13 protein-coding genes and 3 pseudogenes (1 of these 16 cut by a window edge) are annotated in these 23,819 nt (G+C 66.8%); 9 read left to right on the top strand and 7 right to left on the bottom strand.

Going from position 1 to position 23,819, the window contains the following annotated elements:
• Both GBRO_RS18555 and GBRO_RS18560 read right to left on the bottom strand, forming a co-directional pair.
• Window positions 1-1,417 carry the start of a non-ribosomal peptide synthase/polyketide synthase gene (locus tag GBRO_RS18555; protein ID WP_041919974.1) on the bottom strand. It extends 32,345 nt beyond the left edge of the window, so the window shows 1,417 of its 33,762 coding nt (coding positions 1-1,417); its start codon is at window positions 1,415-1,417; its stop codon lies beyond the left edge, outside the window.
• Entirely contained in the window at window positions 1,414-9,531 is an 8,118-nt protein-coding gene (locus GBRO_RS18560) for an amino acid adenylation domain-containing protein (RefSeq protein ID WP_227892957.1), read from the bottom strand. The genes GBRO_RS18555 and GBRO_RS18560 overlap by 4 nt, the downstream gene beginning before the upstream one ends.
• 720 nt (window positions 9,532-10,251) lie before the next feature.
• On the opposite strand from GBRO_RS18560, the gene GBRO_RS18565 reads away from it, so the two are divergent.
• The 5 genes from GBRO_RS18565 to GBRO_RS18585 all read left to right on the top strand — a co-directional run bounded on the left by GBRO_RS18565 (window position 10,252) and on the right by GBRO_RS18585 (window position 14,565).
• A complete protein-coding gene (locus GBRO_RS18565; RefSeq protein ID WP_370452919.1) occupies window positions 10,252-11,481 on the top strand; it encodes an ATP-binding cassette domain-containing protein in 1,230 nt (409 codons plus the stop codon).
• Window positions 11,478-12,269, top strand: coding sequence for an ABC transporter permease (locus GBRO_RS18570; protein ID WP_012835427.1), 792 nt, complete (start codon window positions 11,478-11,480; stop codon window positions 12,267-12,269). The genes GBRO_RS18565 and GBRO_RS18570 overlap by 4 nt, the downstream gene beginning before the upstream one ends.
• On the top strand, window positions 12,266-13,150 hold the full coding sequence (locus tag GBRO_RS18575; protein WP_012835428.1) for an ABC transporter permease: 885 nt from the start codon (window positions 12,266-12,268) through the stop codon (window positions 13,148-13,150). Before GBRO_RS18570 ends, GBRO_RS18575 begins: the two co-directional genes overlap by 4 nt.
• Before the next feature lie 131 nt (window positions 13,151-13,281).
• Window positions 13,282-14,121 (top strand): glycosyltransferase family A protein, encoded by an 840-nt coding sequence (locus GBRO_RS18580; protein WP_012835429.1) that lies wholly within the window; start codon window positions 13,282-13,284, stop codon window positions 14,119-14,121.
• Window positions 14,122-14,205: 84 nt separating this feature from the next.
• Complete coding sequence (locus tag GBRO_RS18585; RefSeq protein WP_012835430.1) at window positions 14,206-14,565, top strand: GNAT family N-acetyltransferase; 360 nt, start codon at window positions 14,206-14,208, stop codon at window positions 14,563-14,565.
• 27 nt (window positions 14,566-14,592) lie between these two features.
• Here GBRO_RS18585 and GBRO_RS18590 read toward each other — a convergent pair whose 3' ends face one another.
• Together GBRO_RS18590 and GBRO_RS18595 are read right to left on the bottom strand one after the other, a co-directional pair.
• Window positions 14,593-14,814, bottom strand: coding sequence for an MbtH family protein (locus GBRO_RS18590; RefSeq protein ID WP_012835431.1), 222 nt, complete (start codon window positions 14,812-14,814; stop codon window positions 14,593-14,595).
• A complete protein-coding gene (locus GBRO_RS18595) occupies window positions 14,811-16,580 on the bottom strand; it encodes a thioesterase domain-containing protein (protein ID WP_083775627.1) in 1,770 nt (589 codons plus the stop codon). Before GBRO_RS18595 ends, GBRO_RS18590 begins: the two co-directional genes overlap by 4 nt.
• A gap of 252 nt (window positions 16,581-16,832) precedes the next feature.
• Between GBRO_RS18595 and GBRO_RS27795 the strand changes: the two are divergent.
• From GBRO_RS27795 to GBRO_RS27570, 4 genes and pseudogenes are all read left to right on the top strand, one after another.
• Window positions 16,833-17,132 (top strand): annotated as a pseudogene (locus tag GBRO_RS27795) (AMP-binding protein); the annotation flags it as partial.
• Between the two features lie 126 nt (window positions 17,133-17,258).
• Window positions 17,259-17,995: pseudogene (locus GBRO_RS27800) on the top strand (condensation domain-containing protein); the annotation flags it as partial.
• A pseudogene (locus GBRO_RS18605) lies at window positions 17,995-18,408 on the top strand (esterase family protein); the annotation flags it as partial. The pseudogenes GBRO_RS27800 and GBRO_RS18605, both read left to right, overlap by 1 nt.
• A 167-nt stretch (window positions 18,409-18,575) precedes the next feature.
• Window positions 18,576-19,892, top strand: a complete 1,317-nt coding sequence (locus GBRO_RS27570; RefSeq protein WP_012835433.1) for a protein kinase domain-containing protein — start codon at window positions 18,576-18,578, stop codon at window positions 19,890-19,892.
• A 3-nt stretch (window positions 19,893-19,895) separates the two neighbouring features.
• On the opposite strand, the gene GBRO_RS18615 is transcribed toward GBRO_RS27570, so the two are convergent.
• From GBRO_RS18615 to GBRO_RS18625, 3 genes are read right to left on the bottom strand one after another with little or no spacing between them, the layout of a single operon-like run.
• Entirely contained in the window at window positions 19,896-20,948 is a 1,053-nt protein-coding gene (locus tag GBRO_RS18615; protein WP_012835434.1) for a hypothetical protein, read from the bottom strand.
• Window positions 20,945-22,249, bottom strand: a complete 1,305-nt coding sequence (locus GBRO_RS18620) for a sensor histidine kinase (RefSeq protein WP_012835435.1) — start codon at window positions 22,247-22,249, stop codon at window positions 20,945-20,947. The genes GBRO_RS18615 and GBRO_RS18620 overlap by 4 nt, the downstream gene beginning before the upstream one ends.
• A 48-nt stretch (window positions 22,250-22,297) precedes the next feature.
• Window positions 22,298-23,752: an alpha-amylase family glycosyl hydrolase gene (locus GBRO_RS18625; protein ID WP_012835436.1), complete on the bottom strand. Its 1,455-nt coding sequence runs from the start codon at window positions 23,750-23,752 to the stop codon at window positions 22,298-22,300.
• Window positions 23,753-23,819: the final 67 nt, after the last annotated feature.

Raw genomic sequence — 23,819 nt, forward strand, 5'->3', positions numbered from 1 at the left:
CCAGGTAGAGGTCACCGGGGATTCCCTCAGGGACCCGGGCAAGACGTGAATCGAGCACATAAACCCGCGATCCGGGCAACGCGACACCCACGTCGCTGGCCGCCGTGGCCGCCACGAACTCCGGCGTCAGAATGCGTCGTGTCATGTACACGGTGGCCTCGGTGGGGCCGTACATGTTGTTCAGTTGCGGCCCGTCGTTACCGTCGTGTGTGCGCCGGTCCGCATGCCAGCGACGAACCTGTTCGAAGTCCAGTGCCTCGCCGACGAAGATCATGTATCGGATGCTCTGGGCGAGCCGTCCGGGAGCAGGCGGGCGAACAGCGCCGGCGAGCTGGTAGAAGGCCGACGGGGTGAGGTTGACCACGGTCACCTGTTCGCGTTCGAGAACATCGACGAAGTCGGCCGGCGATCGCGTGGTGTAGTAGTCGAGCACCACGAGCCGGCCACCGAAGGCCAGAGCCACCCAGATCTCGCCGACCGAGACATCGAACGCGTAGGACTGGAACATCGTCCACACGTCGTCGGGGGTGAAGTCGTACTCCTCCCCCATCGCCGACAGCAGCGTCACCACATCGGCATGGGTGACCACCACTCCCTTCGGCTTGCCGGTGGAACCGGAGGTGTACATGACGTAGGCGGGATGGGCCGGGTCGATGTGGTCGGGGATGGCGGCGACACCGTCGGCATCCGACCGTGCGGCGATCTGCTCGGGGGTGGCCAGCGCTGCGTTCAACGCATCCCAGGCACCCACGGTCTCGTCGTCGGTGAGGACGAGGACCGGTCGGGCGTCATCGACGATCGACGCGAGGCGATCGAGCGGATGCGAACGGTCCAGCGGAAGATACGCGGCCCCGGACTTGATGATCCCGAGCAGCGCGACGATGAGTTCCGCCGAGCGCGGCAGCGCCACGCCCACCCGACTCTCGGGTCCGGCGCCCGCTGCGATGAGTCCGGCGGCGAGCGCGGTGGATCGCGCGTCGAGTTCCGCGTAGGTCAGCGAGGCGCCGTGCTCGTCGGTCAGTGCCGTCCGATCCGCACCGCGATGGACCGACGACCGGAAGAGACCGGCCAGCGACCCGAGGTCGGATGTACCGATGACCGCATGCGCGGCGGAGCGCACTCGCGCGACGGCCTCGCTCGTGGCCGTCGCGATCTGTTCCGGCGACTTGCCCGCGTTGTCGAGGTGCCCGGTGAGCGCGGCACCCACGGCTGCTTCGGTATCGATTCCCTGCGCGGCCAGCACACCCGCCGTCATGGAGACCTGCGCATGCAGTTGGGCAAAGGTGACCGGTCCGGCGAGGCCCTCGAACGCGACACCCTCCGGATCGGCGGTCGCCGAGTAGGAGATGAGGTTCACGGTCGACGGCGTCGACCCCCAGTTGCGCGAGATGTCAGCACCCGAATCGACAGCTGTCACGTCCGGTTGTTTCCTTCGACGGGGTCAACCGCAGTTCCGAGAACGTCAGATGCGTTGTTACGCAAGGTGCTGAGGGCTTCGTCCAGCGCCTCCGGTCCGGCGGCGGCCAATCCCGGCACGGTGCTCATCAGTGCCATCGTCAGCGCGGCGTCGGAGTCCGGGAGGGTGGCCGCCATCGCCGCGGTGACGGCGGCGAACTGCCCGAAGGTGCTGCCCGGCCCGATTGCCCGCGCATCCGGAGCCGCGGCGGCCGCGAGCGCGACCAGTTCCGAAAGGCTTCTGGTGCTCGCCTCGGTCTCTGTCGATCCGAGCTGTTCGTCTGCGGTGAGGATCACAATGTCACCAACGATACAGTCGGCGTCGGCGGCAATGGCCTCCAAGACACGCAGGTACCGTGCAGCGATGGTCTCGACCGAGGACGCGTCGAACAGATCCCGCGCGTAGATCAACTCACCACGCATCGTGCCGCTGTCCGCACCGTACCCGGCGGTCGGATCATTCGGGTACAGCGTCATCTGCAGATCGACCTTCGCCGGAGTCTCCTCCTCGGGGACCGGCGCCACCGTGAGATCGCCGAGATCGAGGGTGGGGAAATCGATGTTCTGGAACCAGAACATCACCTGGAACAGCGGGTTGTGGGCGCTGGTGGGTTTGGCGACGGTTTGTGCCACGACAGATTCGAATGCGACATCGGCGTGTGCCATGTCGGAGAGGTCATCTCGCCGCACGTGGGCGAGGAGGTCGGAGAACCGTTCGCCGGGCTTCACCTCTGTCCGCAGCGCGAGACTGTTGACGAACATACCGACGATGCTGTCCAGCGCCCGTTCGCCCCGTCCCGCGTACGGCGTGCCGATCACCAGATCCGTCCGGCCCGACAACCTCGCCAACAACACCGCATATGCCGCGTGGGTGACCATGAACAGGGTCGTGTTGTGAATGCGGGCAACCGATTCCAGCGACCGAACGAGTTCGGCGGGGACCTCGAAGTCGACTCGGCCGCCTCGGAAGGTCTGCGCTTTGGGCCGGGGCCGGTCGGTGGGCAGATCGATGGTTTCCGGAGCACCGGCAAGTCGCTGTGTCCAGTAGTCGAGCTGACGCTGCGCCTCGGTGACCCCGTCGGAATCCGTGGCGTTCAACCGGTCCGACTGCCACAGGGTGAAGTCCGCGTACTGCACCTGCAGCGGACTCCACGCCGGCGCGACGCCGTCGCGCCGGGCCGTGTAGGCGACCATCAGATCGCGGGCCAGCGGGGCCATCGACGCGCCGTCGGCACTGATGTGGTGGATGACGAACACGATCACGTGTTCGCGCTCGGAGACCTGCAGCACCGCAAGCCGCACGGGTGCCGACGTCGTGACATCGAATCCGCGCCCGGTCACCGCGGCGATCGCGTCGTCGATGTCGCCGGTCACCGGCCGCGGGGTGATGTCGAGTTCGGCGGCGACGACCTCTGCCGGGATGATGACCTGGATCGGTTCGCCGTTGATCATCGGATAGCTGGTGCGCAGCGTCTCGTGCCGGTGCACCAGATCGCGGACCGCCGCACTCAGCGCATCGAGATCGAGTTCGCCGGTCAACCGCAGCGCGAGCGACACGTTGTAGGCGGGTGAGGCCGGGTCGGCCCGGTTCAGCAGCCACATACCCCGCTGAACAGCGGACACCGGCACGATCTCGGCGCGCTTGCGCGCCATCAGCGGCGGCGAGGAATGTCCTGACAAGGACGTCGCGATGTATTCGGCGAGCTTGGTGACCGTGGACGCCTCGAAGATCTCCTTCACCGGGATCTGGCGATCCAGGGCTGCCGACAGTCGGGCGGCGACCTTGGTCGCCGAGAGCGAGTTGCCGCCCAGCTCGAAGAAGCCGTCCAGAACGCTGACCCGCTCCACTCCCAGTACCTGCGCGAAGACCTCGGCGACAACCGATTCCAGCTGGGTACGGGGGGCGATGAACTCCTTGCTCGCCGAGAAGTCGACGGCCGGCAGCTTGCTCCGGTCGATCTTTCCGACCGTCGTCAGCTCGAACTCGTCGATCACGCTGATCGTGTGCGGCACCATGTACGGCGGGAGCAGCCCCGCGGCATGTTCGATGAGCTGTTCGGGAAGCAGAGTCGACCCCGGCACAGCGGTCACATAGGACACGAGCACCGTCTCACCGGCAGGCCCGTCCACACCGATGCTCAGCGCGTTCGACACCTTGGCGTGTGCGGTCAGCGCGGCGTCGACCTCGCCGGGCTCGATGCGCAGGCCGCGCACCTTGAGCTGGAAGTCGCTGCGACCGTGGAAAACCATGCGCCCGTCGGGTAGCCGCATCACCCGGTCTCCGGTCCGGTACATCCGCGCACCGGTTGCGAACGGATGCGGCACGAATCGCGTCGACGTCAGATCCGGCCGGTGAAGGTAGCCCAGGCCGAGTTGCTCACCGGTGAGGTAGAGCTCGCCGATGACGCCGGCCGGGGCCGGCCGCAACGCGTTGTCGAGGACCAGGGCGCCCACCCCGGTGTTCGTGTAGCCGATGGTGACCTCACCGTCGGCCGGCAACGGTCCGTCTGTGGTTGCCCAGATGGTGACCTCGGTGGGACCGTAGAGATTGAGGAAGCGTCGATGCCTGTCGGTACCGACCCAGCGCCGCGCCAGATCCGGGGGACATGCCTCACCGGCGGAGAGCACCGTCGTCAACGAGGGCACGGCACCGGGGTCGAGGGTGGCGAGGACCGACGGGGTCATAACGGCATGTGTGACACCGTGATCGGCGATCAGTCGCTCGAGTTCGGTCCCGGCGTAGGTGTTCACGTCGGCGATCACCAGCAGCGCCCCGGACCCGAGCGCCATGGTCATCTCGAACACCGACGCGTCGAAGCTGGGCGATGCGACATGCAACACCCGCGATGATCTGCTCAGCTGCAGCAGTTCACGCTGGTTGGTCATCATCCCAGCTAGTCCACGGTGGGTCACCGCGGCGGCCTTGGGCAGGCCGGTCGAACCGGATGTGTAGATCAGGTAGGCGACGTCGTCGACGTACTGGTGTCGCGTCAGTTCGTCCTCGGCGATCGGTGCGCCGCTGTGCCCGGCGAGCCGCAACTCGGTGGTCCCGTCGTCCAGCGTGACCCAGTCGATCTCACCCGTCACCGGCTGGGCGCGGTCGACGACCGCGCTCACGGTCAATCCCACCCGGGCACCGCTGTCGGTCAGCATGGCACTGCGGCGATCGACGGGGAGTCTGGGATCGACGATGACGAACGCCGCGCCGGTCTTGGCCACCGCCACGGTCGCGAGCACCGACTGGCGAGTTCGCGGTGCGCTCACGACCACCACGTCGCCAGGCCCGATACCGCGCGAGATCAGCTCGCGGGCAATCTGATTGGTCTGAGATGAGAACAGGCCATAAGAGACCGATCCGTCACTCGCGGCCAGCGCAGGCGCCGTCTGCGCGGCCATGCTCTCCCCTGCCGCCAGCAGGTGACGCAGCGTGTCCGGCTCGACGGCGCTGTCGCCGGTGGTGAGGTCGGCGATCTCCGCGTCCCCGAGCAGATCGATCGACCCGATGGCCGACGTCGGTCTCTCGGTCATCCCGCACAACACGGCCCGCAGATAGGAGGCGAACCGCTCGACCGTGGACTGGGTGAAAATGTCGGTGGCGTACGAGAATTCGAGCTCGATCCGCCGGCCGTCCGCGGATTCGGTCGCCGACAGAGACAGGTCGTATTTGGCCGCGGGCACCCGAGCGTCCACGATCTGGGCACCGAGCGTGCCGTCGAGCCCGGACGTGTGGTCTCGCTGCAGACTCAAGGACACCTGGAAGAGTGGGCTGTGTGAGAGCGAGCGATGCGGGGCAACCCCCTCGACTACCTGCTCGAAGGGGACCTGCGCATGCGCCAGGGCCTCGGCCCGTATCCGATGGGCGGTGTGCAACAGGTCGATCACCGAATCCGCCGGCGAGATGCGCTGCCGCAGAACCACTGTGTTGACGAACATTCCGACGAGATCGGACAGCTCCGGCTCGCCCCGACCGGCGACCGCCGTACCGATGGATACGTCGTCGGTGCCGCCGAGGCGAGCGAGCACGGTGGACAGGGCCACCTGGAACACCGTGAACGTGGTGACCCCGTGACGACTGGCGAGATCCCGCACCCGGGAGACCACAGTACCGTCGAGCACGGCGTCGACGTAACCACCGTGTCCACTGGGTACCCGGGGGCGGGGATGATCGGTCGGCAGTGTGAGCAGTTCGGGCGCGTCCCCGAGTTGCCGCTTCCAATAAGCGATCTCACGGCTCAACAGGGATTCGTCATCGTCCGGCTCACCGAGCAGGCGGCGTTGCCATAGCGCGTAGTCCGCGTACTGCACCGCGAGTGGTTCCCAGTCCGGCGCCAGGCCGTTGCGCCGAGCCGAATAAGCGAACAACAGATCGGCGATCAGGGGACGCAGGGACGCGCCGTCTCCGACGATGTGGTGCAGCACGACCACCAGCACGGTCTCGACGCATACTCCGGCTCGCATCACCCGCAACAGTGCTGTGCGGATTCCGGTCTCGTTGACGAGGTCGAAACCGGTGGATGCCTCCTCGGCCACGGAGGCCACCACTGTCTCGTGATCCACGTCGGTCACCCGCAGGAGTCCCGCGCCGCCCAATCCGTCGGAGTCGAGGATTTCCTGGACCGGCTCACCGTCGACAGATGGGAAGCGGGTGCGTAGGGACTCGTGGCGCATCAGCAGATCGTGCACGGCCTCGGCCATCGCTGTGGTATCGACATCCGGGCCCAACCGCACGGCACCAGGCATGTTGTATGCGGGCGAGCGCGGATCCATCCGGTTCACAAACCAGAGCCTGGTCTGCGCGTAGGCGGTCGGGACATGGTCGGGCCGCGCGATCGGATGCAGCGCTTCATGATCCGGACGACCATCGGCCTGATCGACAACGTGAGCGAGATCCTCGACATTTCGACGGTCGAAGACTTCGCCGAGAGGAATCCGCCGGTCAAACTCCTTGCTCATCCGCGAAGCCAGACGCGCCGCCGAAAGCGAGTCCGCCCCTAGCGCAAAAATATTGTCCTGCAGGCCAACCCGGTCGACCTGCAGAAGTTCTTCAATCATCTCAGCGAGACGCAGCTCAATCGCAGAGCGCGGTGCAACGTACTCGGTTGCCGCGGTCGACCCGTAGGTCGGGGCGGGCAAGGCTCCACGGTCCAGCTTCCCCGACGAGTTGGTCGGGAACTCCGTCAGCCCGACGATCGCGTTGGGCACCATGTATTCGGGAAGACGAGCGCGGGCGACGCCGAGGAGGCGCTCGGCCAATTGATCATCTGCCGACGTTCCCTGATTCGGACGGACGTAGGCGACAATCCGGGCGCCATGACCGTCGTTGCGCACCACGACGGCCACCGCTGCAACATCGTTGTCCGCAAGTAGTGTTGCCTCGATCTCGCCCAATTCGACACGCTGGCCACGGATCTTGAGCTGAAAGTCCGAGCGACCGATGTAGATCAGTTCGCCGCGCGCGTTCCACCGCACGAGGTCGCCGGTCCGGTACATACGGCCACCGGCGACAAAGGGATCGGCAATGAATCGTTCAGCGGTGAGGGCGGTATTGCCCACGTACCCGTCGGCGAGCTGAATCCCCGAAAGGTATAACTCACCCGTCACCCCGATCGGCACACGCCTCAGGCCGGCGTCGAGGACGTAGACGTCAGTATTGGCTACCGGCCGGCCAATCGGCACGTCGGTGTCCCCCGCCTGGACGCGGTACTCCGTGACGTCAACGGCGGCTTCTGTCGGACCGTACAGATTGACCAAGTCGGTTGTTGATTCCGACACCACGTGTGCGGCCAGCGGGCCGGCAAGGGCCTCACCGGAAGTGAAGATGCGGCGCACAGTCGCCGGGACCACCGGCTCGCCATCCGGGGCAGCCTCGAGGAAGACGTCGAGCATCGACGGGACGAAATGTACAACAGTGATGTCCATGTCGATCATGAGGCTGCGAACGTACTGCGGGTCCCGATGGCCGCCGGGCGCGGCGATCACCAAACGCGCGCCGCGCTGGAGGGGCCAGAACAGTTCCCACACCGAGACATCGAAAGTGATGGGCGTTTTGTAGAGCACGGAATCATGTGCGCCGACTCCGTAGTTCTCGTCCATCCACGCCAGACGATTCAGGACGGCGGCGTGGGACACCTGCACGCCCTTGGGCACACCGGTAGATCCCGAGGTGAAGATCACGTATGCGGCGCCGCGACCACCCCCCGACAGCTCGAGGGGTGTCTGCTGCGGTCCATGGTCATCCGCGCGTTGCGCACTCTCCACGAAGCTCGCATCGATCACCAGCGATGGCTGAGCGACGTCGAGTACCAATTTCCGACGTGAGGCAGGCTGGTCAGGATCCAGCGGCACATACGCTGCGCCGGCCATCACTGTGGCGTACACGGCGGCGACCTGATCAACACTGCGGGACAGGCACACCGCTACCTTGTCGCCAGGCCGGACGCCCGCAGCGATGACCGCGGTCGCCAGCTCCCTGCAACGATGAGCGAACGCACCGTAGGTGAGGGCAGTGTCGCCGTCCGTGATCGCGATGGCGTCGGGAGCACGCGCAACTTGATCACAGAATCCCGCCAATAGGTGATCAGCGACCGCCTGAGTACCTTTCCAGCTACGCGACGGCCCCTGCTCGAAGAGGCGAAGGCTCTCCACCTCCCCCGCGGCGAGAAGGGCGAGACTGTCTACCTGCGAGTCAAGATTGTGAATGGCCTGCTCGAAGAATTCGAAGAATCGCTGATGGTGTGAGGCGATCTCGGAATCACTGTAGAGGTGTGGATTTCCGTGGATGTCGACGACGAGGGGCGCACCTGGGCTGGCCTGATAGTAGTTGATCAGCAGGTCTTCGAGGATGCCGGAGGTCAGAATACGGTAGTCGACAGTCGCGCCGTCAATCGCAATGGCCTCGTCGAAAATGACGATGTTCACCGTCGGACCGAATGAGTATGACCCGCCGTCGAGTCCCGCGTCTCGTCGGATGTCATCGGATCGATAACGCTGGTGACGCAGTGCTCCGGTCAGCTCCACCTGCGTCGACTCGATCAGTTCACGAACCGTTTTTTTCGTCGTCTCACGTAATCGAACCGGGAGGACATTGGAGAGCATCCCGCCACCGCGCTTGATACGCGCTGTGGCGCGACCTGTGACCGGCAGGCTGAGCACGACATCGTCGGTGCCGGACATGCGGGCAAGGAAGGCTCCGAATGTGGCGGTCAGTAGCACCGCGAGTGAGCTACCGAGTTCCGTGGCGGTCCGTTCTGCCGTGGCCTGCAGTTCCGCCGGCAGTGGGCGACTCGCCACCACGTTGTGAGCAGAGAGGTCTGCCTGGCCCGATCGCTGCGAGAGCGTCACTCGGGCGGGCAGATCCGACGCACGCTCCAGCCAGTGAGCCCGGTCGTTCGCGAAGCGCGTACTGGTCCGGTACTTCTTCTCATCCGCGACGATCTCGGCCATCGTGGCGGCTGGCTTCTCCACCACCGCGACGCCACGGCGGTGCGCGTTATAGCGGTCGACGGTCATCCTGATGAGTGTCAGTGCCGAGAACCCGTCGACGATGATGTGATGCCCCCGCGTATACCAGAACGTGCGGTCGTCGGCCACACGAAGCAGGACACTGACAACCAGCTGATCGCCGAGGAGATCAACCGGGCGCGTGTAGTCGTCCCGCATCCACGCCATCGCGGCAGCGACCGGATCACCTTCGGCACGGAAATCAACGATGTCGACGTGCTGGCCGTACTCCGTGTCGACCACCTGGCCAGGGATCCCGTCGTTCTCGACGATCCGCAGGTATGGCGACTCAGCAGCCTTGCCCGCCTCCTCGTTGCACAGAGCGAAGAGTTCGTGATCCAGCGATCCCGCTGGGTAACGAATGTCAAGGTACTGGGCAAGGTTCACGGAATAGTCGGATGACAGGTGCTCGGCGAACCACATCCCGCGCTGTGCCGCGGTCAGATCGAGCCGTTGCAGCCCGCCCGGTGCGCGCTCGGAGGGCGCTGCCGCGTCGACGGCCGGCTCCTCTGGGCGAATCTCGGGTGATTGCATCGCTTCTTCCTGGTCGGTGGCAGCACGCTCAACTGATGCCATGAGCGTGCCATGTCCTTGACAGCACCCATGAACGCAGGACCCCCGGACGTACCGAGAGTCCGTACCCGCAGTGCCCCAAAGGGCCCCCGACCTGCGATTCCTCGGCCATTGCAGCGAACCGGAGAGTCGTTCCCGACCCTGCATCAGCGTATGGATATTCGGCGAGTCAGCGATCGACGTTACGAGGACGGTCGCCTGCGCACAAACACCGCCTTCATCTGTCGCATCTTCAATGGTGCCCTAACCCTGCTCCCCGGGTCATGAGTAGTGCACTACGTGAGGCGGAATTACCTCAGTCGGTGGACGCCGTGTAACCGACGTGCCGCCCCTGGCGATGTAGGCAGGAAACCCGAGTGACCCGCCCGCAGGGGCGGGTCATCGCCGATGCCGCATTCACGCCGTATGTTGAGAGTCGGTTCGGTCGACGCCGGACCTGAGTGTCCGGCGATGCGCATCAGTCGCGCGACATCATCGTCGGGGTCTGGCGTCCGAGGAGCACACGTGAGGAGCGGTATGGCCGAGGCGTCCGGCGGTCGCCACAGAGCACCCGACCCACCGGGTGGCCTTGAGCCCGTGTATTCAGCCGCGGGTGATTCCGGGCGGTGGCGGGTGCCCGTGTCTGGCGAGAGATCCCCACGCCATGCCCGCCGCGAAGGGACGACGACCGCCTGGGCGGCCGGCCGACACGATGAGCCGCGTGCGACCGCAGCCTCCGACGCGGTGACCCGCTCGTTCCCGTCGTCCCCCATCGATGAGCGCCCCACCGGACCGGCCGACCCTGGACACGTTCCGTCGCCGTACCCCCCGCCCGCGTACCCCCCGTCGCCCTACCCAGACCATGCCGGTCAGCCGGACGGGTGGGTCGAGCACACCCCGATTCCTGTCGTCGACCATCCGGCGCACACAGAACGAATCCCGCCTCGCGGTGTCGCCGTCCCGGCAACACCGGCGATCGAGGTCTCGGGACTTCGCAAGGTCTTCGGCGACCACGTGGCCGTCGACGACGTCAGCTTCACCGTCGACAAAGGGTCCATCTTCGGCCTGCTCGGACCGAATGGCGCGGGCAAGACGACAACAGTGAACATGCTGTGCACGCTCCTGCGTCCCGACGCCGGTACCGCCTTGGTCAACGGGCACGACGTGGTCCACGACGCGGCGGCCGTTCGGCGGTCCATCATGCTGACGGGCCAGTTCGCTGCACTGGATGAAGCACTGACCGGCCGTGAGAACCTCGTCCTGTTCGGTCGGCTGCTCGGGCTGGGCAAAGCGGCGGCGGGTCGCCGAGCCGATGAGCTCCTCGAGTCCTTCGGACTCACCGACGCGGCATCGCGTCGGGTCCGCGAGTACTCCGGAGGCATGCGCAGGCGAATAGACATCGCGTGCGGATTGGTCACCGCGCCGCAGGTCGTGTTCTTGGACGAACCCACGACCGGACTCGACCCCCGAAGTCGGCAGGAGGTGTGGCGGCTCGTCGAGAGTCTGCGCGAGCAGGGCGTGACCACGCTGCTGACCACGCAGTACCTCGAAGAGGCCGATGTCCTCAGCGATCGCATCGTCGTCATCGATCAGGGCCGGGTCATCGCCAACGGCACCGCCGCCGAGTTGAAGGCGAGTATCGGCACCGCGTTCTACGAGGTCACTCCGAGCGATCCCGACGATGTGGTCCGGGTTCGCGATGTACTCGCCGATCTCGGCGCACGAATGGCCGAATCACCGGATGACCCCGATTCACCCGCAACCGGACTGTCCATCAGTGTGCCTGCGCCCGACGGCGCCAACGCACTGGTCGAAATCGTGCGCCGCACAACCGACGCACGACTGGAACTCTCCGATGTCGCTCTCCGGACACCGACATTGGACGAGGTCTTCCTCGCCCTGACCGCGCCCAACGGCAGCGCGTCGCGGGAGGAGACCGGCGCGGCACCCCCGATCCGAGTGGATGCCCTGTGACCACAGAGCATCTGCTCGACGCACCGCACATCACCTCCCGTCAACAATGGTGGGCACTGACCGCCCGCGGCCTCGGCAGTCTGCTGCGAAGCGGTGAGGTGATTCTCGCGCTGATCGCACCGGCATTCCTGGCGGTGTGTTTCTACCTGCCGCTCCGCTCGATCATGAATCAGTACCCGGGGATGAACTATGCGCAGTTCCTGATGCCGATCATCACCCTGCAGTCGATTTCCTTCGTCGCGTCGTCGGCGGCGATGCGCTCGTCGTTTGATCGAGCGCACGGCATCAACACCCGCTTCCGCACCATGCCGATGCACATCAGCATTCCCGCACTTGCCCGAATCAGTACCAGCCTGGTCCTTCTCGCGATCGCGCTGTGCTGTGCGACTGCGGTGTGCCTCGTGATCGGCTGGCGCCCGCAGGGAGGCGTGTCGGGCACCGTGGGCCTCTATGCCATCGCGGTGGCCGTGGGAGCGGCGGTCGCGCTCATCGCCGACGGCATCGGCCTGCTCGCGAGCAGCCCGGAGGCCACCAGCCAGGCGTTGGCCCTGCCCGTCCTGATCCTGGGCATGCTGTCCACCGGTTTCGTTCCCGAGAGTCAGTTTCCCGATTGGATCGCGCCCTTCGCGCGCAACCAGCCGGTCTCGCAGTTCGCGAATGCGATGCGGGCCTTCAACGAGAACACCGCGACACCCAGCGTGATCCTGCCCGCGGTGTGGTGGTTTATCGGTCTGTTCGTCCTGGGTGCGGTGCTGCTCTATCTGGGCATGAGGAAGGCGCAGCGATGACGTCGATCCACGCGAGCGCACCGACACCGTCACCGGTCCGCCGCACGCCGACGCGAGCGGCCGCCGCCGCACCGCCTCCCCCACCGGACACCGCTCTGCCCGAGGGCTCACCCAAGTCGTGGTACACGCAATCCCTGGTCCTCGCGCGTCGGCAGTTGGTGGTGTTGCTGCGCGACCGGGCGACCGTTCTGCAGATCCTGCTGATTCCCGCGCTCACCATGATCATGTTCAAGGTGGTCCTCGGCGATGCCGTGGGTAAGGCAACTGGCCAGGACAGCGCGTACGGCACCGTTCCCCTGGTCATCCTCGTGAGCGCCATGTTCGGTTCGATCGCAGCAGGTGTGCGGCTTAACCTGGAACGCGGCACCGGGCTGTTGGGACGCCTTTATGTCCTGCCGATCAACCGCGGCGCAGACCTGACCTCGCGGATCATCTGCGAGATCGCCCGCGTCACGCTGACCACGGCCATCCTGCTGGCGGCGGGAACCCTGATCGGCTTCCGCTTCACACAGGGGCCGCTGGCGGTGCTCGGTATCCTCGGCGTTGCTTTGCTGTTCGGTATCGCCTTCTCGATCTTCGTGCTGGCATTGGCGGTCAACGCCCGTCCGACCGCGCCGATCGTCCCGCTGCTCTCCCTCATCTCGAGCCTGTTGATGTTCTTCAACTCCGGCTTCAGCCCGCTCGACGCCTACCCGACCTGGCTGCAGCCGATCGTCGAGCACCAGCCGATGACACCGGCGATCGAGGTGATGCGTTCCTTTGCTGCGGGGGGTCCGATCACGGCTGACCTCATCGCCGTGTTCGCCTGGGCGGCCGGATTGATCATCTTGTTCACCTACCCCGCACTACGGGGCTACCGGAAAGCTGCGACCAGCCGCTGACTCAGACAGTGTCCGCTGGACGCGGCCGGCCCGCTGTCGCCAACTGACCAAACACCGCCCAAGGTCAATTCCTATGGCACTCTGATCGCCATGAGGCGAGGTTGGTTACCACAAGACGGGAGCTGAGTGTGATGAGCGGTCTGACGGTGGTGATTCCGGTCTACAACGAACAGGACACCATAGGCCAATGTCTGGAACGACTGATGTGCCAGACAATGCCGGTCGATGAGGTCATCATTGTTGACAACAACTCCACGGATGACACAGTCGCGGTTGCGAAAGCATTCGCTGATCGCATGCCGTTGCGGGTTCTCGAAGAGACTCGTCAGGGTGTCGGCTGGGCACGGCGGACCGGCTTCGACCACGCCAACAACCAGTTCATCGCGAGAATCGACGCCGATACGCGAGTTGATGTCGACTGGAATGCTGCGATCACCAAGTACATGCGGGACCATCCTGATGTGGCTGCCATCGCCGGCCACAGTGGGTTCTACGATGTGCCGCTGGAGAACTGGTTCCGCTCCAAGCGTCACGGCCGCCGCGACAACCCGCCACGCAAGGCCCGGGCCCTCGGCGGTGCAAATATGGTGATTCGGCATGACGCATGGCTTCTGGCGCAGGACCGCCTACTGGACCAGCCCGGCACGCACGAAGACCTCGACCTCTATTTCGCAATACAGGATTCCGGTGGATCCGTCGACGAGGTGCCGTCCGTTCAGGCCGAAATGTCGCCCCGACGTCTCCTGGTCAGCCCGTGGGGTAACCGCGCGTACCGCCAAGCGGCGTTCACGACGTTTCGTGGCCATGGCCGATCCCGGGAAGCGCGGATGCTGCGGTTGCTGGACCCCGTCTTGTACACCCAGCTGACGATCGCCTGGATCGTGCTCAAACCGTTCGACCCGGACACCCGACGTTGGCGGCCTGCACGATTGTGGACCGTCACCAGTCGTGACTCGCCTCTATCCGCATGAGGCAGTGTCTGGCCCGACAACGGTTTTCGTTCTGGGTGAGGCACTTTCGACCGTCGTGAGTCTCGCCACGGGTAGTCTAAACCCGTGCCCACAGACAAGACCGGAGCCGAAGCCGACGTCACCCACAACCCCGACGAGCAGCGCTACGAGATCAGCGTCGGCGGCCGTCTCGCCGGTTTCACCGAATACCGCGACCGCACCGGTGACGACGCCGTGGAACGCGTCTTCTTCCACACCGAGGTCGCCGAGGAGTTCGGCGGTCGCGGGCTGGGCACGATCCTCGTCCGCGAGGCCCTCGACGCCGCCCGTGCCGCGGGCCTCACGATCGTCGGGGTCTGCCCGCTGGTTGCCGCGTTCCAGAAGAAGAACCCCGACTATGTGCCGTCGACACATGCGGTGACCCCGGAGATCCTGTCCTGGCTCAGAGGCGAAGTCCGCTCGTAGCCCATCCTTCACTGCGGGAAGGCCGCGTCATCGGCGGCCGTCCGAGGTCATCGCCTCGATCAGGCTCGCCGGTCGCAGATCGGTCCAGTTCTCTTCCACATAGGCGAGGCAGGCGGCACGGGTATCCTCGCCGAACACCGTTGACCACCCGGCCGGCACAGGCGCGAAGACCGGCCACAGCGAATGCTGGTTCTCATGGTTCACCAGCACGTAGAACCTACCGTTGTCGTCGTCGAACGGGTTGGTCATCTCTGATCCTTTCCTCGTGATCCTCTGTTGTGTTCGTGCGCGGCGAGCGCGGCCCCGATCTCGGGACCGATCACCTCGAGCGCACGTTCCTCGGCCATCCCCAGGTGGGTGGCGTCGACATCGACATTCCGGACCCCGCCGTCCACGACCGCCTCCCAGCCGCGCGCGATCCGGCCGGGCTCCGATTTGTCGCGGGTGGCCGTGAACACGACCATCGGCACCGACAGACCAGTACGTGGATCGTGATCGGCCACGATCTGTGCGGCGTGCTCGAAGCTGTTCATCACACGCGCCACCTCATCGGCGCCGAGCAATCCGGTGGCGGCGATCTGCTCGCGCACCACTTCTGCGACCTCTTCGGGGCCGGAGGCGACCACGTCGGGTCCCAGGTCGAAGAGATCGCGCCAGCCGGCCAGAGCGTCGGCGGCCACCTGACCTCCGGGGTGAATCCGGCCGGCCTCCAGGTCGGCAGCACCCGGGGACGCATCCATCACTCCGACGAAGCCGACCTCTTCCCCTGCTGCCTCCAGCCGGACGGCCATCTCGTGGATGACGTATCCGCCGAGCGACCAGCCGAGCAGGTGGTAGGGGCCGTGTGGCCTGACCCGCCGGATCTCCGAAAGATACCGCTGGGCAAGCTCTTCGACGCTACCCGCCTGCTCGTCGCCGGACACCACGTAGGGGTCCTGCAGGCCGTATACCGGGCGGTCGGGCAGGTATCTGACGAGACCGCCGTAGAACCAGGCCAGACCGCCGGCCGGATGGACGCAGAACAGCGGTGCGCGACGGCCCTCGGAACGTAGGGTCAGCAGCACATCACGCCGCGCACTGTGGGCTGTGCTGTCAGCGGCCAGGAGACCGGCCAACCCGCGTACCGTGGGCTCGCGGAACACCCACGACACCTGCATGTCGGGGTGATGTGGGCGTAGGTGTGCGAGCACCTGGGTCGCCGCCAGCGAATTGCCGCCGATCTCGAAGAACGATGACGTGACCGACACCCGCTCCAGACCGAGGACGTCACCGAAGGCCTTTGTCACTCGCGCCTCGAGCTCCGTTGCCGGGGAACGGTATTCAGCGGCCTCCACGACGGGTTCGGGTAGCCGGCGCCGATCCAGTTTGCCCACCGGTGTCAGCGGCAGAGCATCCAGAACGGTGATGGTCTCCGGCACCAGATGTGCGGGCAGCCGAGACGCGAGCCATATCCGCAGCTCGCCGACCTCGACACAATGGTCGGGATCGACGACCACATAGGCCGCGAGTGAACTTGTCATCCCGGCCCCGACGGCGATCACCGCGGCCGCGTCGACCGACGCGTTCTCGACCAACGCCGCCTCGATTTCGCCGGGTTCGATGCGGAGACCACGAACCTTGATCTGGTCGTCTTCGCGGCCCTCGTACTCGATATGAGCTCCGCCTTCATCGTCGGGCCACCACCGCACCACGTCACCCGTGCGATACATGCGGTCACCCTCATGACCGAACACGCCCGCGACGAAACGCGAACCGGTGAGGCCTGGGCGGTCCAGATACCCGCGCGACAACGCCGGTCCGCTCACATACAACTCGCCCGGCACGCCGGCGGGCACGGGGTGCAGCCGCTCGTCGAGCACCATCAGTCGCACCCCGCTCACCGGCGAGCCCAGGCGGACCCGGTCGCCGGGCATCAGCGCGTTGCCGATAGTGACACCGATGGTGGTCTCGGTGGGGCCGTACAGATTTCGGACCGAAGTGTGCGGCGCCCAGGTATCGACCACAGCCCGGCCCACGGGCTCGCCGCCGACCGCCAGCGAACGCAGGGACGGCAGCTTCGACGGGTCGAGCGTTGGCCAGCACCGACGGTGTCAGGAAGGTGTGGGTGACTCGTTGCCGGGCCATGAACTCGGCCAGCGGCGGACCGCCCAGCGCTTCGGCGGGTCGGTACACCACCGTCCCCCCGTTGGTCGTCGCCAACAGGTACTCGAGAACCGAGGCGTCGAAACTCGGCGACGCGAATCCCAGTACCACCGGCGCATCCCCGGCTTCCAACCGCACCGGACTATCCGCAGGAACGGGTGGCGAATATGGTCGCCGACTCCGGTGCGATCCTCGGATTGTGCGTTGGTGAGTCCGGCGCGTTGCCCGACAACGGTTTCCGCTGGGTCCCCATCGATGCACCGGAGTTCGTCGCCGGCATCGCCCGACGGCCGCAGGCGGTCCCGGACACCGGGCCGGTCCGTCCGGACAACGTCGCCTACGTCATCTACACCTCCGGGTCGACGGGACGTCCCAAGGGGGTCAGTGTCTCCCACAATGGTCTCGCCGATTTCGCCGCCTCCCAATTTCTCTTCGACCCCATGGGGGTCGAGGTGTCGGTCCGTGACGTCTTCGAGCATCCGTCGGTGCGCGGGCTGGTCGATGCGGTAGGTGACCGCGCCGGAACGTCGATGGCACTGTCTCCGGTGGTCCCTCGCCCCGAACGGATTCCGCTGTCACCGGCGCAGCAACGTATCTGGTTCATCAACCACTTCGACCCGTCCTCGGGCACCTACAACGTGCCGATGGTGCTTAGGTTGTCCGGAGCGCTCGAGGTGAGCGCGCTGCGGGCTGCGGTGATCGATGTGGTGATGCGCCACGAGATCCTGCGCACCAGATTCCCGGCGCCGGACGGCATTCCCGTACAGATCGTCGATGATGCCGATCTGGTCGACCGCCGACTCGACTGGGCCGTCGTCGGTTCCGACGAGGAACTCGGTGGCGCGGTCAGCGAGGGATTCGACCTCGCCCGTCGGTGGCCGATCCGGGTGCGGATCCGACGCATCGAGGCCGACGACCATCTCCTCGCGGTGGTGATCCATCACATCGCGACCGACGGGGAATCGCTGCGGCCGCTACTGGCCGACCTGGCGGCAGCCTATGATGCGCGTCGCCGTGGTAGGAAGCCGGACTTCGCGCCGCTCGCGGTACAGTTCGCCGACTTCGCGCTCTGGCAGCGTGCCGTCCTCGGCGAACCCGACGATCCCGCGTCGGTTCTCGGCGGTACGCCGAACTCGACCGGGAGTCCGGTCGGCTAGCACACTGGCTCGTCGAGCGTGGCATCGGTCCGGAATCGTTGGTGGCGTTGGCCATCGGACGATCGGTGCGGTTGTCCGTCGCCATCTGGGCGGTGGCCAAGACAGGGGCGGGCTACGTCCCGATCGATCCCCCTTCGGTCAGGCGACCGTGCGGCTGGTGGTGGAGACCCGTGGTGGCGGCGACGCACAGAACATGTGGGGTCCCTTCGGGGGGCCGGCCTGGCGTGCGCATGACCCGGTCCTCAACGCGCAAAGACTGCGCGGTATCGCGCTGTATATCGCGAACGCCGGTGGTCTGCCCGGGGCCCATGACACGCCGCGATATGTGCGCGATCCATCGACGCTTGCCGACCAGATCGTTGTCGGCGGGGGTATAGAGGTGGGGACCATGGCGTGTACCGTGCAGCTACTCGACCGTCTCGGGCGACTGCGCATCCCCGCCACCGTTGATCTGCCGCCCACCGGAACGCATTCGTGGCGGTATTGGCAGGACCAGTTGCGTCGGTCATGGCCGGTCTTCGCCAAGGCCCTGGCCGGACGCTGATCTGCCGGGCACGCGGGGCCATCCAACGCCGAAGACCCCAGACGGATGTGCCGTGGGGACCACTAAGCTGACTGTCATGTGCCGACCTGAAGCCGCACCTCACCGATCCCACGACGGTCGGCCCCACGACCTTCGCCCCCACAACTCTCGCCACGGGCGGCTCTGACATGCCGCTGCTGCCTGGCCAGTCCTTCGCCGGCTATCGCATCGTCCGCCAACTCGGTGCCGGCGGGATGGGCGAGGTCTATCTCGCCGATCACCCGCGCCTCCCCCGCCAGGACGCGCTCAAGATCCTGCCACCGGGACTCTCCGGCGATCCGATGTTCCGCAAGCGGTTCACCCGTGAGGCCGACGTCGCAGCCACCCTCGATCATCCCAACATCGTCAGCGTCTTCGACCGCGGTGAGGCCGACGGTCAGCTGTGGATCACGATGAAGTACGTCGACGGCACCGACGCGTCGTATCTGCTGAACTCGCATCCGCGCGGACTTCCGGCCGGCGACGTGGTCGCGGTGATCTCGGCGGTGGCCGACGCGCTCGATTACGCCCACGGCCAGGGCCTTCTGCACCGCGACGTGAAGCCGGCGAACATCCTGATCGCCGGCGCCGCCGACAAACCGTCGGTGAAGCGTCGAATCCTGTTGGCCGACTTCGGAATCGCACGACCCATCTTCGACGACACGCACATCACGTCGACCAATCTGACGGTGGGGTCGGTGGCCTACACCTCCCCCGAGCAACTCTCCGGCACCACGCTCGACGGCCGGGCCGACCAGTACTCGCTTGCCTGCACCGCCTACCAGTTGCTATGCGGGGCAACCCCCTTCGCCAACAGCAACGCCGCGATGCTGATCCACCAGCATTTGTCGGTCAGTCCCCCGCCCGTCTCCGAGAAGCGGCCCGATCTGTCCGGGCAGGTCGACCGGGTTCTCTCGCGCGCACTCGACAAGGAGCCGGCGCGCCGCTACAGCTCGTGTGAGCACTTCGCGAACGATCTCGCGTCGGCCCTGCGATCAGGTGCGGCGGGCGCCACACTGTTGTCCAAACCGACTCCGGCACAACCGGCGTCGCGTCCACCGCAGCCGCGGGTCGAGACGTCGCAGCCACAACGGTCGGCGCCGCACGCACCCGGCCCGCGATCGACTCCCACGCCCGCGTCACGCCCGGCCTACACGCCGCCTTCCTACACCCCGTCGCCCTACCAGGGGCCGACGATGCCGCGATCGGACGGGAAGGCCACCGCCTCACTGGTTTTGGGGATCGTGTCGTTGACCATCGGCTGGTGCGGGTTCGCGTTGCTGACCGGGCCGGCGGCGATCATCCTCGGGCTGGTGGCCCTGCGCTCCAGCGACCGCGCATCGGTCCCGATCACCAACCGCGGCGCCGCCACCGCCGGCGTGATCACCGGCATTCTGGGGACGGTCGCGATGATCGCGTTCTTCATCCTGGCAATCGTCTTCGGAGACTCCAGCAGCACCACCTGAGTCTCACGATTCGGTACGTACCTCACCGTCGAGCCCCACCTCGATGCGCTCGGCGTGATCTGCTGCGTCGATGGTGATGGTGGCCAACAGGTCTCGGCCCGGCGGTAGAACTCGCGCCGTCACCCGGCCCGCCGTCGCCTGCGCCAATGCGGACACCACCACCTCGTTCAGCCGGTCGCCGATCGTGCTCCCGTCGGTCGCCGCCACGAGAGCGCCGTCGTCGAGCAACACCACGGTGACGCCGCGTCGTCGCGCCTGCCAGGCTGCCGCCCGGACGACGGGATCGTCGAGTCCGGGCGCCCGGATACCGTCGCGCAGTTGGGCTTCCAGTAGCCGCGCGTCACGTACCTCGGAGTCGGAGAATTCACGGCGTTCGATGATCGCGGTCAGGGTGGGCCGGGCGCGGCGCTCGAACTCCATCAACTGCTGCTCCCGAAAGTCGGTGGTCGCCGCGACCGCCGCCTCCCGCGCGACCCGGTCGGCGTTGGCACTGCGCAGGGCATAGATCTCACGGGTCATGGGCCGCAACATGACCGAGAACAGCGACCCCATGATCATGATCGCGTAACCCGACACGGTGATCGCGAAACCCCATGCCGCGCCCATCCCGGCGTGTGCGGCCCACAGCGTGGAGATCACCGAGATCGCCCCGCTGGCCAGCCACGCTGCCAGTGGCCGTCCACGCACGGCCAGGAACGCGAGCATGATGACCGAGGCGCCGAGCGGCGGACCGGTCTGCATCACATGATCCGGCGGACTCGGCAACGACGTCACCGCCAACGCGAACGCCACCACCGAACCCGCCGCGACGAAGATGGTGTGCCGCAACGGGAGCGGGTCGTCGACCACCCCGATGATGACCAAGCCCACACAAACGAAGACGCCGAAGGCGGCGGCCAGCCCCAGCCATCCGACCGGTGAGGTGATGGTGGCGCCCGAATACACGGTCACCACCACGTAGACCACCGCGAACACCAGCATCGTGGCCACCAGCGGGCGCGACCGGATGCCGAAGGTGTCGGTGATGCCGGCGGCGGGCGCCGGGGAGTCGATCACGGCCGCTCCCATACCAACTGGACCGTGGTGCCTCGACCCACCTGGCTCTGAATTCGGGCGTCACCGTCGATCTGCGCCATCCGTTTCCGAATGCTCACCGCGATGCCCAGACGCCCCGCGGGCATCGCCGCCGCGTCGAAGCCGCGTCCGTCGTCGACGACGGCCATGCTGATGACGCCTTCGCCAAGCTGGGCGATGACCGCGCACGCGGCGTCGGAACCCGCGTGGCGCACCACGTTTCGCAGCGCCTCGGCCATCGCCTCGGTGACCGCGCGGATGACGTCGGCCGGGTAGTCGCCGTCGCCGGGAGGGTCGTCGGGATCGGGTTCCAGCGTGACGATCTCCACCTCGACGCGGTCGGTGACGTCGGCTGCCGTCGAACGGATCCGACGGATGGCCTCGTCTCGCGCCACCGTCTCCGACGACGGGCTGAGATCGCCGGTTGCCATCCGGGCGACCTCGTCGAGTGCCGAGTGTGCCTGGTCGGCGAGGCGCTGGTCGGGGATGCCCGGCCGCACGGCGAGCAGCGACGCGATGATGCGGTCGTGGATGATCCCGTCGAGTCGTGCCTTCTCCGCTTCTCGAGCCGCGCCGGCCGCGGCCTCGGCGACACTGCGGTAGGTGTCGGCACGCGTCTCGTCCAGGGTGCGTCCGGTCCGTACCGCAACATGTGCAACGGCCAGGAACACCCCGGTGAACGCGCACGCCCACAGTATCTCGACGGGCAGGTCGGCATTGACGTCGCCGAATCGTCCGAGTTGTTGTGCGGTGTTCACCGCCGCGCAGGCGACCACGAGGTTCACCACACCCCACCGTGGCGCGACGATGGTGAGCACCATGCTCGGCATGCCCGGGAAGGAAATGAGCCAGACGGCCGCATCTTCGGGACCGGGGGTGGTGGCCCCCGTCCAGGCCACGAACCACAGAGCCACCGCCAGCAGGTAGCCGAGCGCGGTGATCACGGCCAGGGGCATCAGCCAGGCGGTGCCGGGACGGAAGCTCGCGACGATCAGCGCCAGCCCCGGCCCGATACACAGCAGCACACTCACCGGCGGCCACCAGGGCGCGGTCAGCGAGGTGGTCGCGGTGATCGTCCCGATCGACACGAGCAGATACCCGACGAGACCGGCACCGAGGAATCTCGCCCCGATCCGCTGAACCCGGGCCCGATCGCCTTCGGTCTCATCCCCAACGAACAGCACGCGGGCGGCCGCACCGGCCCGCGCCGACAGCGACCGCGACACCTCGACCGCGCCACCATCGGCCGCCGAAGGCACCCCCGCCGCACTGATCACGCTCACGGCTCACCCTGGCATCCGGCCCTGACCAGGGTCAATCCCTCGGTAGAACTAATCCGATCGGCCGACAGGTGCCGCACCGGACCCCGGCCGGGCCCGGTAAAGCTGCCAGCCCCACGCCATCAGCGAAACCGCGAGCACCCCGTCCGGCGACACCCGGACCTGCTCGCCGGTGAGCGGGCTCTCCACAACCGGTACGTCGGCGAAGCCCGCCAGGGTCAGGGTCGCCGGCCGGTCTCCGACATTGACGGCGACGACCCAGCGGGTCTGGCCGGCCCGCTCCCACGCGACCACCGCATCCGACGAGCCGCGCACGTCGCACAGCCGCCACTCACCGTGGGAGAACACCGGATCGGCCAGCGCCGCGAGCAGCGCACGGTAGAAGACTGCGCGGTCGGCGTCGACGGGTTCATCGCGAAACCGCCTCAGCTGCACCGGGACCCGGGCCCGACGGCCCTCCATCTGCCCCTGATGCACCAACCGTGCCCCCGCCTGGGTCAGCGCGGTGACCGCGGCCATCCGGTCACGGTCGGAGAAGACGACCGCGGCCCGGTCCTCGTCGTGGTTCTCGATGAACCGCACCAGTCGCTGCGGTGTTCGCCCGTCAGCTCCGAGCGTCGGCCGTAATCGAGCCGGGTCGTGGGCGAGCACGTCGTAGAGCGTCTTGTCGTAGCAGAAGTCGAATCCCTGTGCGGCCAGCGCCGCCTCGGTACCCCAGTACGCCTCGGCGATGAATACAAAACCTGGGTGCCCGGCCCGGACTGCGTCGATGATCGGCGGCCAGTAGTCCGCGTCGGGGATCGCGCCGGCTGCCTCGCCCCAGGTCCGCGCGACGATGTCGTTCATCATGAGCATCGCCATGTCGCAGCGCACCCCGTCGCATCGTCCGGCGATCTGCCGCAGCGTGTCGGCCGCGGCCGCGCGCAGACCGGGCGCATAGGCGTTCACCTGAACCACGTCCCGCCACGCCGGGAAGTGCGGGTCACGCCCATTGGCCAGCACCGCACCCCCGTCGACGGTCACATACGAGTGCGGATCACGCTCCAGATCGTCGGCGCTGCCACGGATGAACCACTCGGGCTGTGCCGTCCAGGGATGGTCGAGGGCAACGTGATTGGGGACGAAGTCCAGGATGAGCCCGACGCCGCGCCGGGCGAGTTGCTCTCGCGCGACGGCCAGCGCGTCATCACCGCCGAGATGATCGTCGACGACGTAGTCGCACACGCAGTACGGCGATCCGACGACGTCGTCGTCGGTGAAGTCGTCCAGCGACCGCGCGAACCACTCCATCAGCAGCTTGTCGGCCCGCGCGATCGCCACCCCGGCCGGGCTGCGCCGCCACACCCCCATCAGCCACACCGCGTCGAAGCCGAGTGCAGCGATGGCGTCCCACTGATCGTCGGGTACGGACGCGAGATCGACCGGGCGGCCGGTGAGCCGCGCCAACTCGGTCAGCCACGGCCAGGTGTTGATCTCGTAGATGAGCGGGGACGGCGGAAGCTTCACACCGACCAGTCAACCAAGTCACGAAGACGACGAAGCGGCCCGCTCCCCACCGGGGAACGGGCCGCTC

Source organism: Gordonia bronchialis DSM 43247 (assembly GCF_000024785.1).
Lineage (GTDB): Bacteria > Actinomycetota > Actinomycetes > Mycobacteriales > Mycobacteriaceae > Gordonia > Gordonia bronchialis.

Excerpts from the sequence above, each read along its gene's own strand:
- GBRO_RS18560 (WP_227892957.1), bottom strand. The coding sequence starts at position 9,531 with ATGGCATCAGTTGAGCGTGCTGCCACCGACCAGGAAGAAGCGATGCAA.
- GBRO_RS18575 (WP_012835428.1), top strand. The coding sequence starts at position 12,266 with ATGACGTCGATCCACGCGAGCGCACCGACACCGTCACCGGTCCGCCGC.
- GBRO_RS18580 (WP_012835429.1), top strand. The coding sequence starts at position 13,282 with ATGAGCGGTCTGACGGTGGTGATTCCGGTCTACAACGAACAGGACACC.
- GBRO_RS18590 (WP_012835431.1), bottom strand. The coding sequence starts at position 14,814 with ATGACCAACCCGTTCGACGACGACAACGGTAGGTTCTACGTGCTGGTG.
- GBRO_RS27570 (WP_012835433.1), top strand. The coding sequence starts at position 18,576 with ATGCCGCTGCTGCCTGGCCAGTCCTTCGCCGGCTATCGCATCGTCCGC.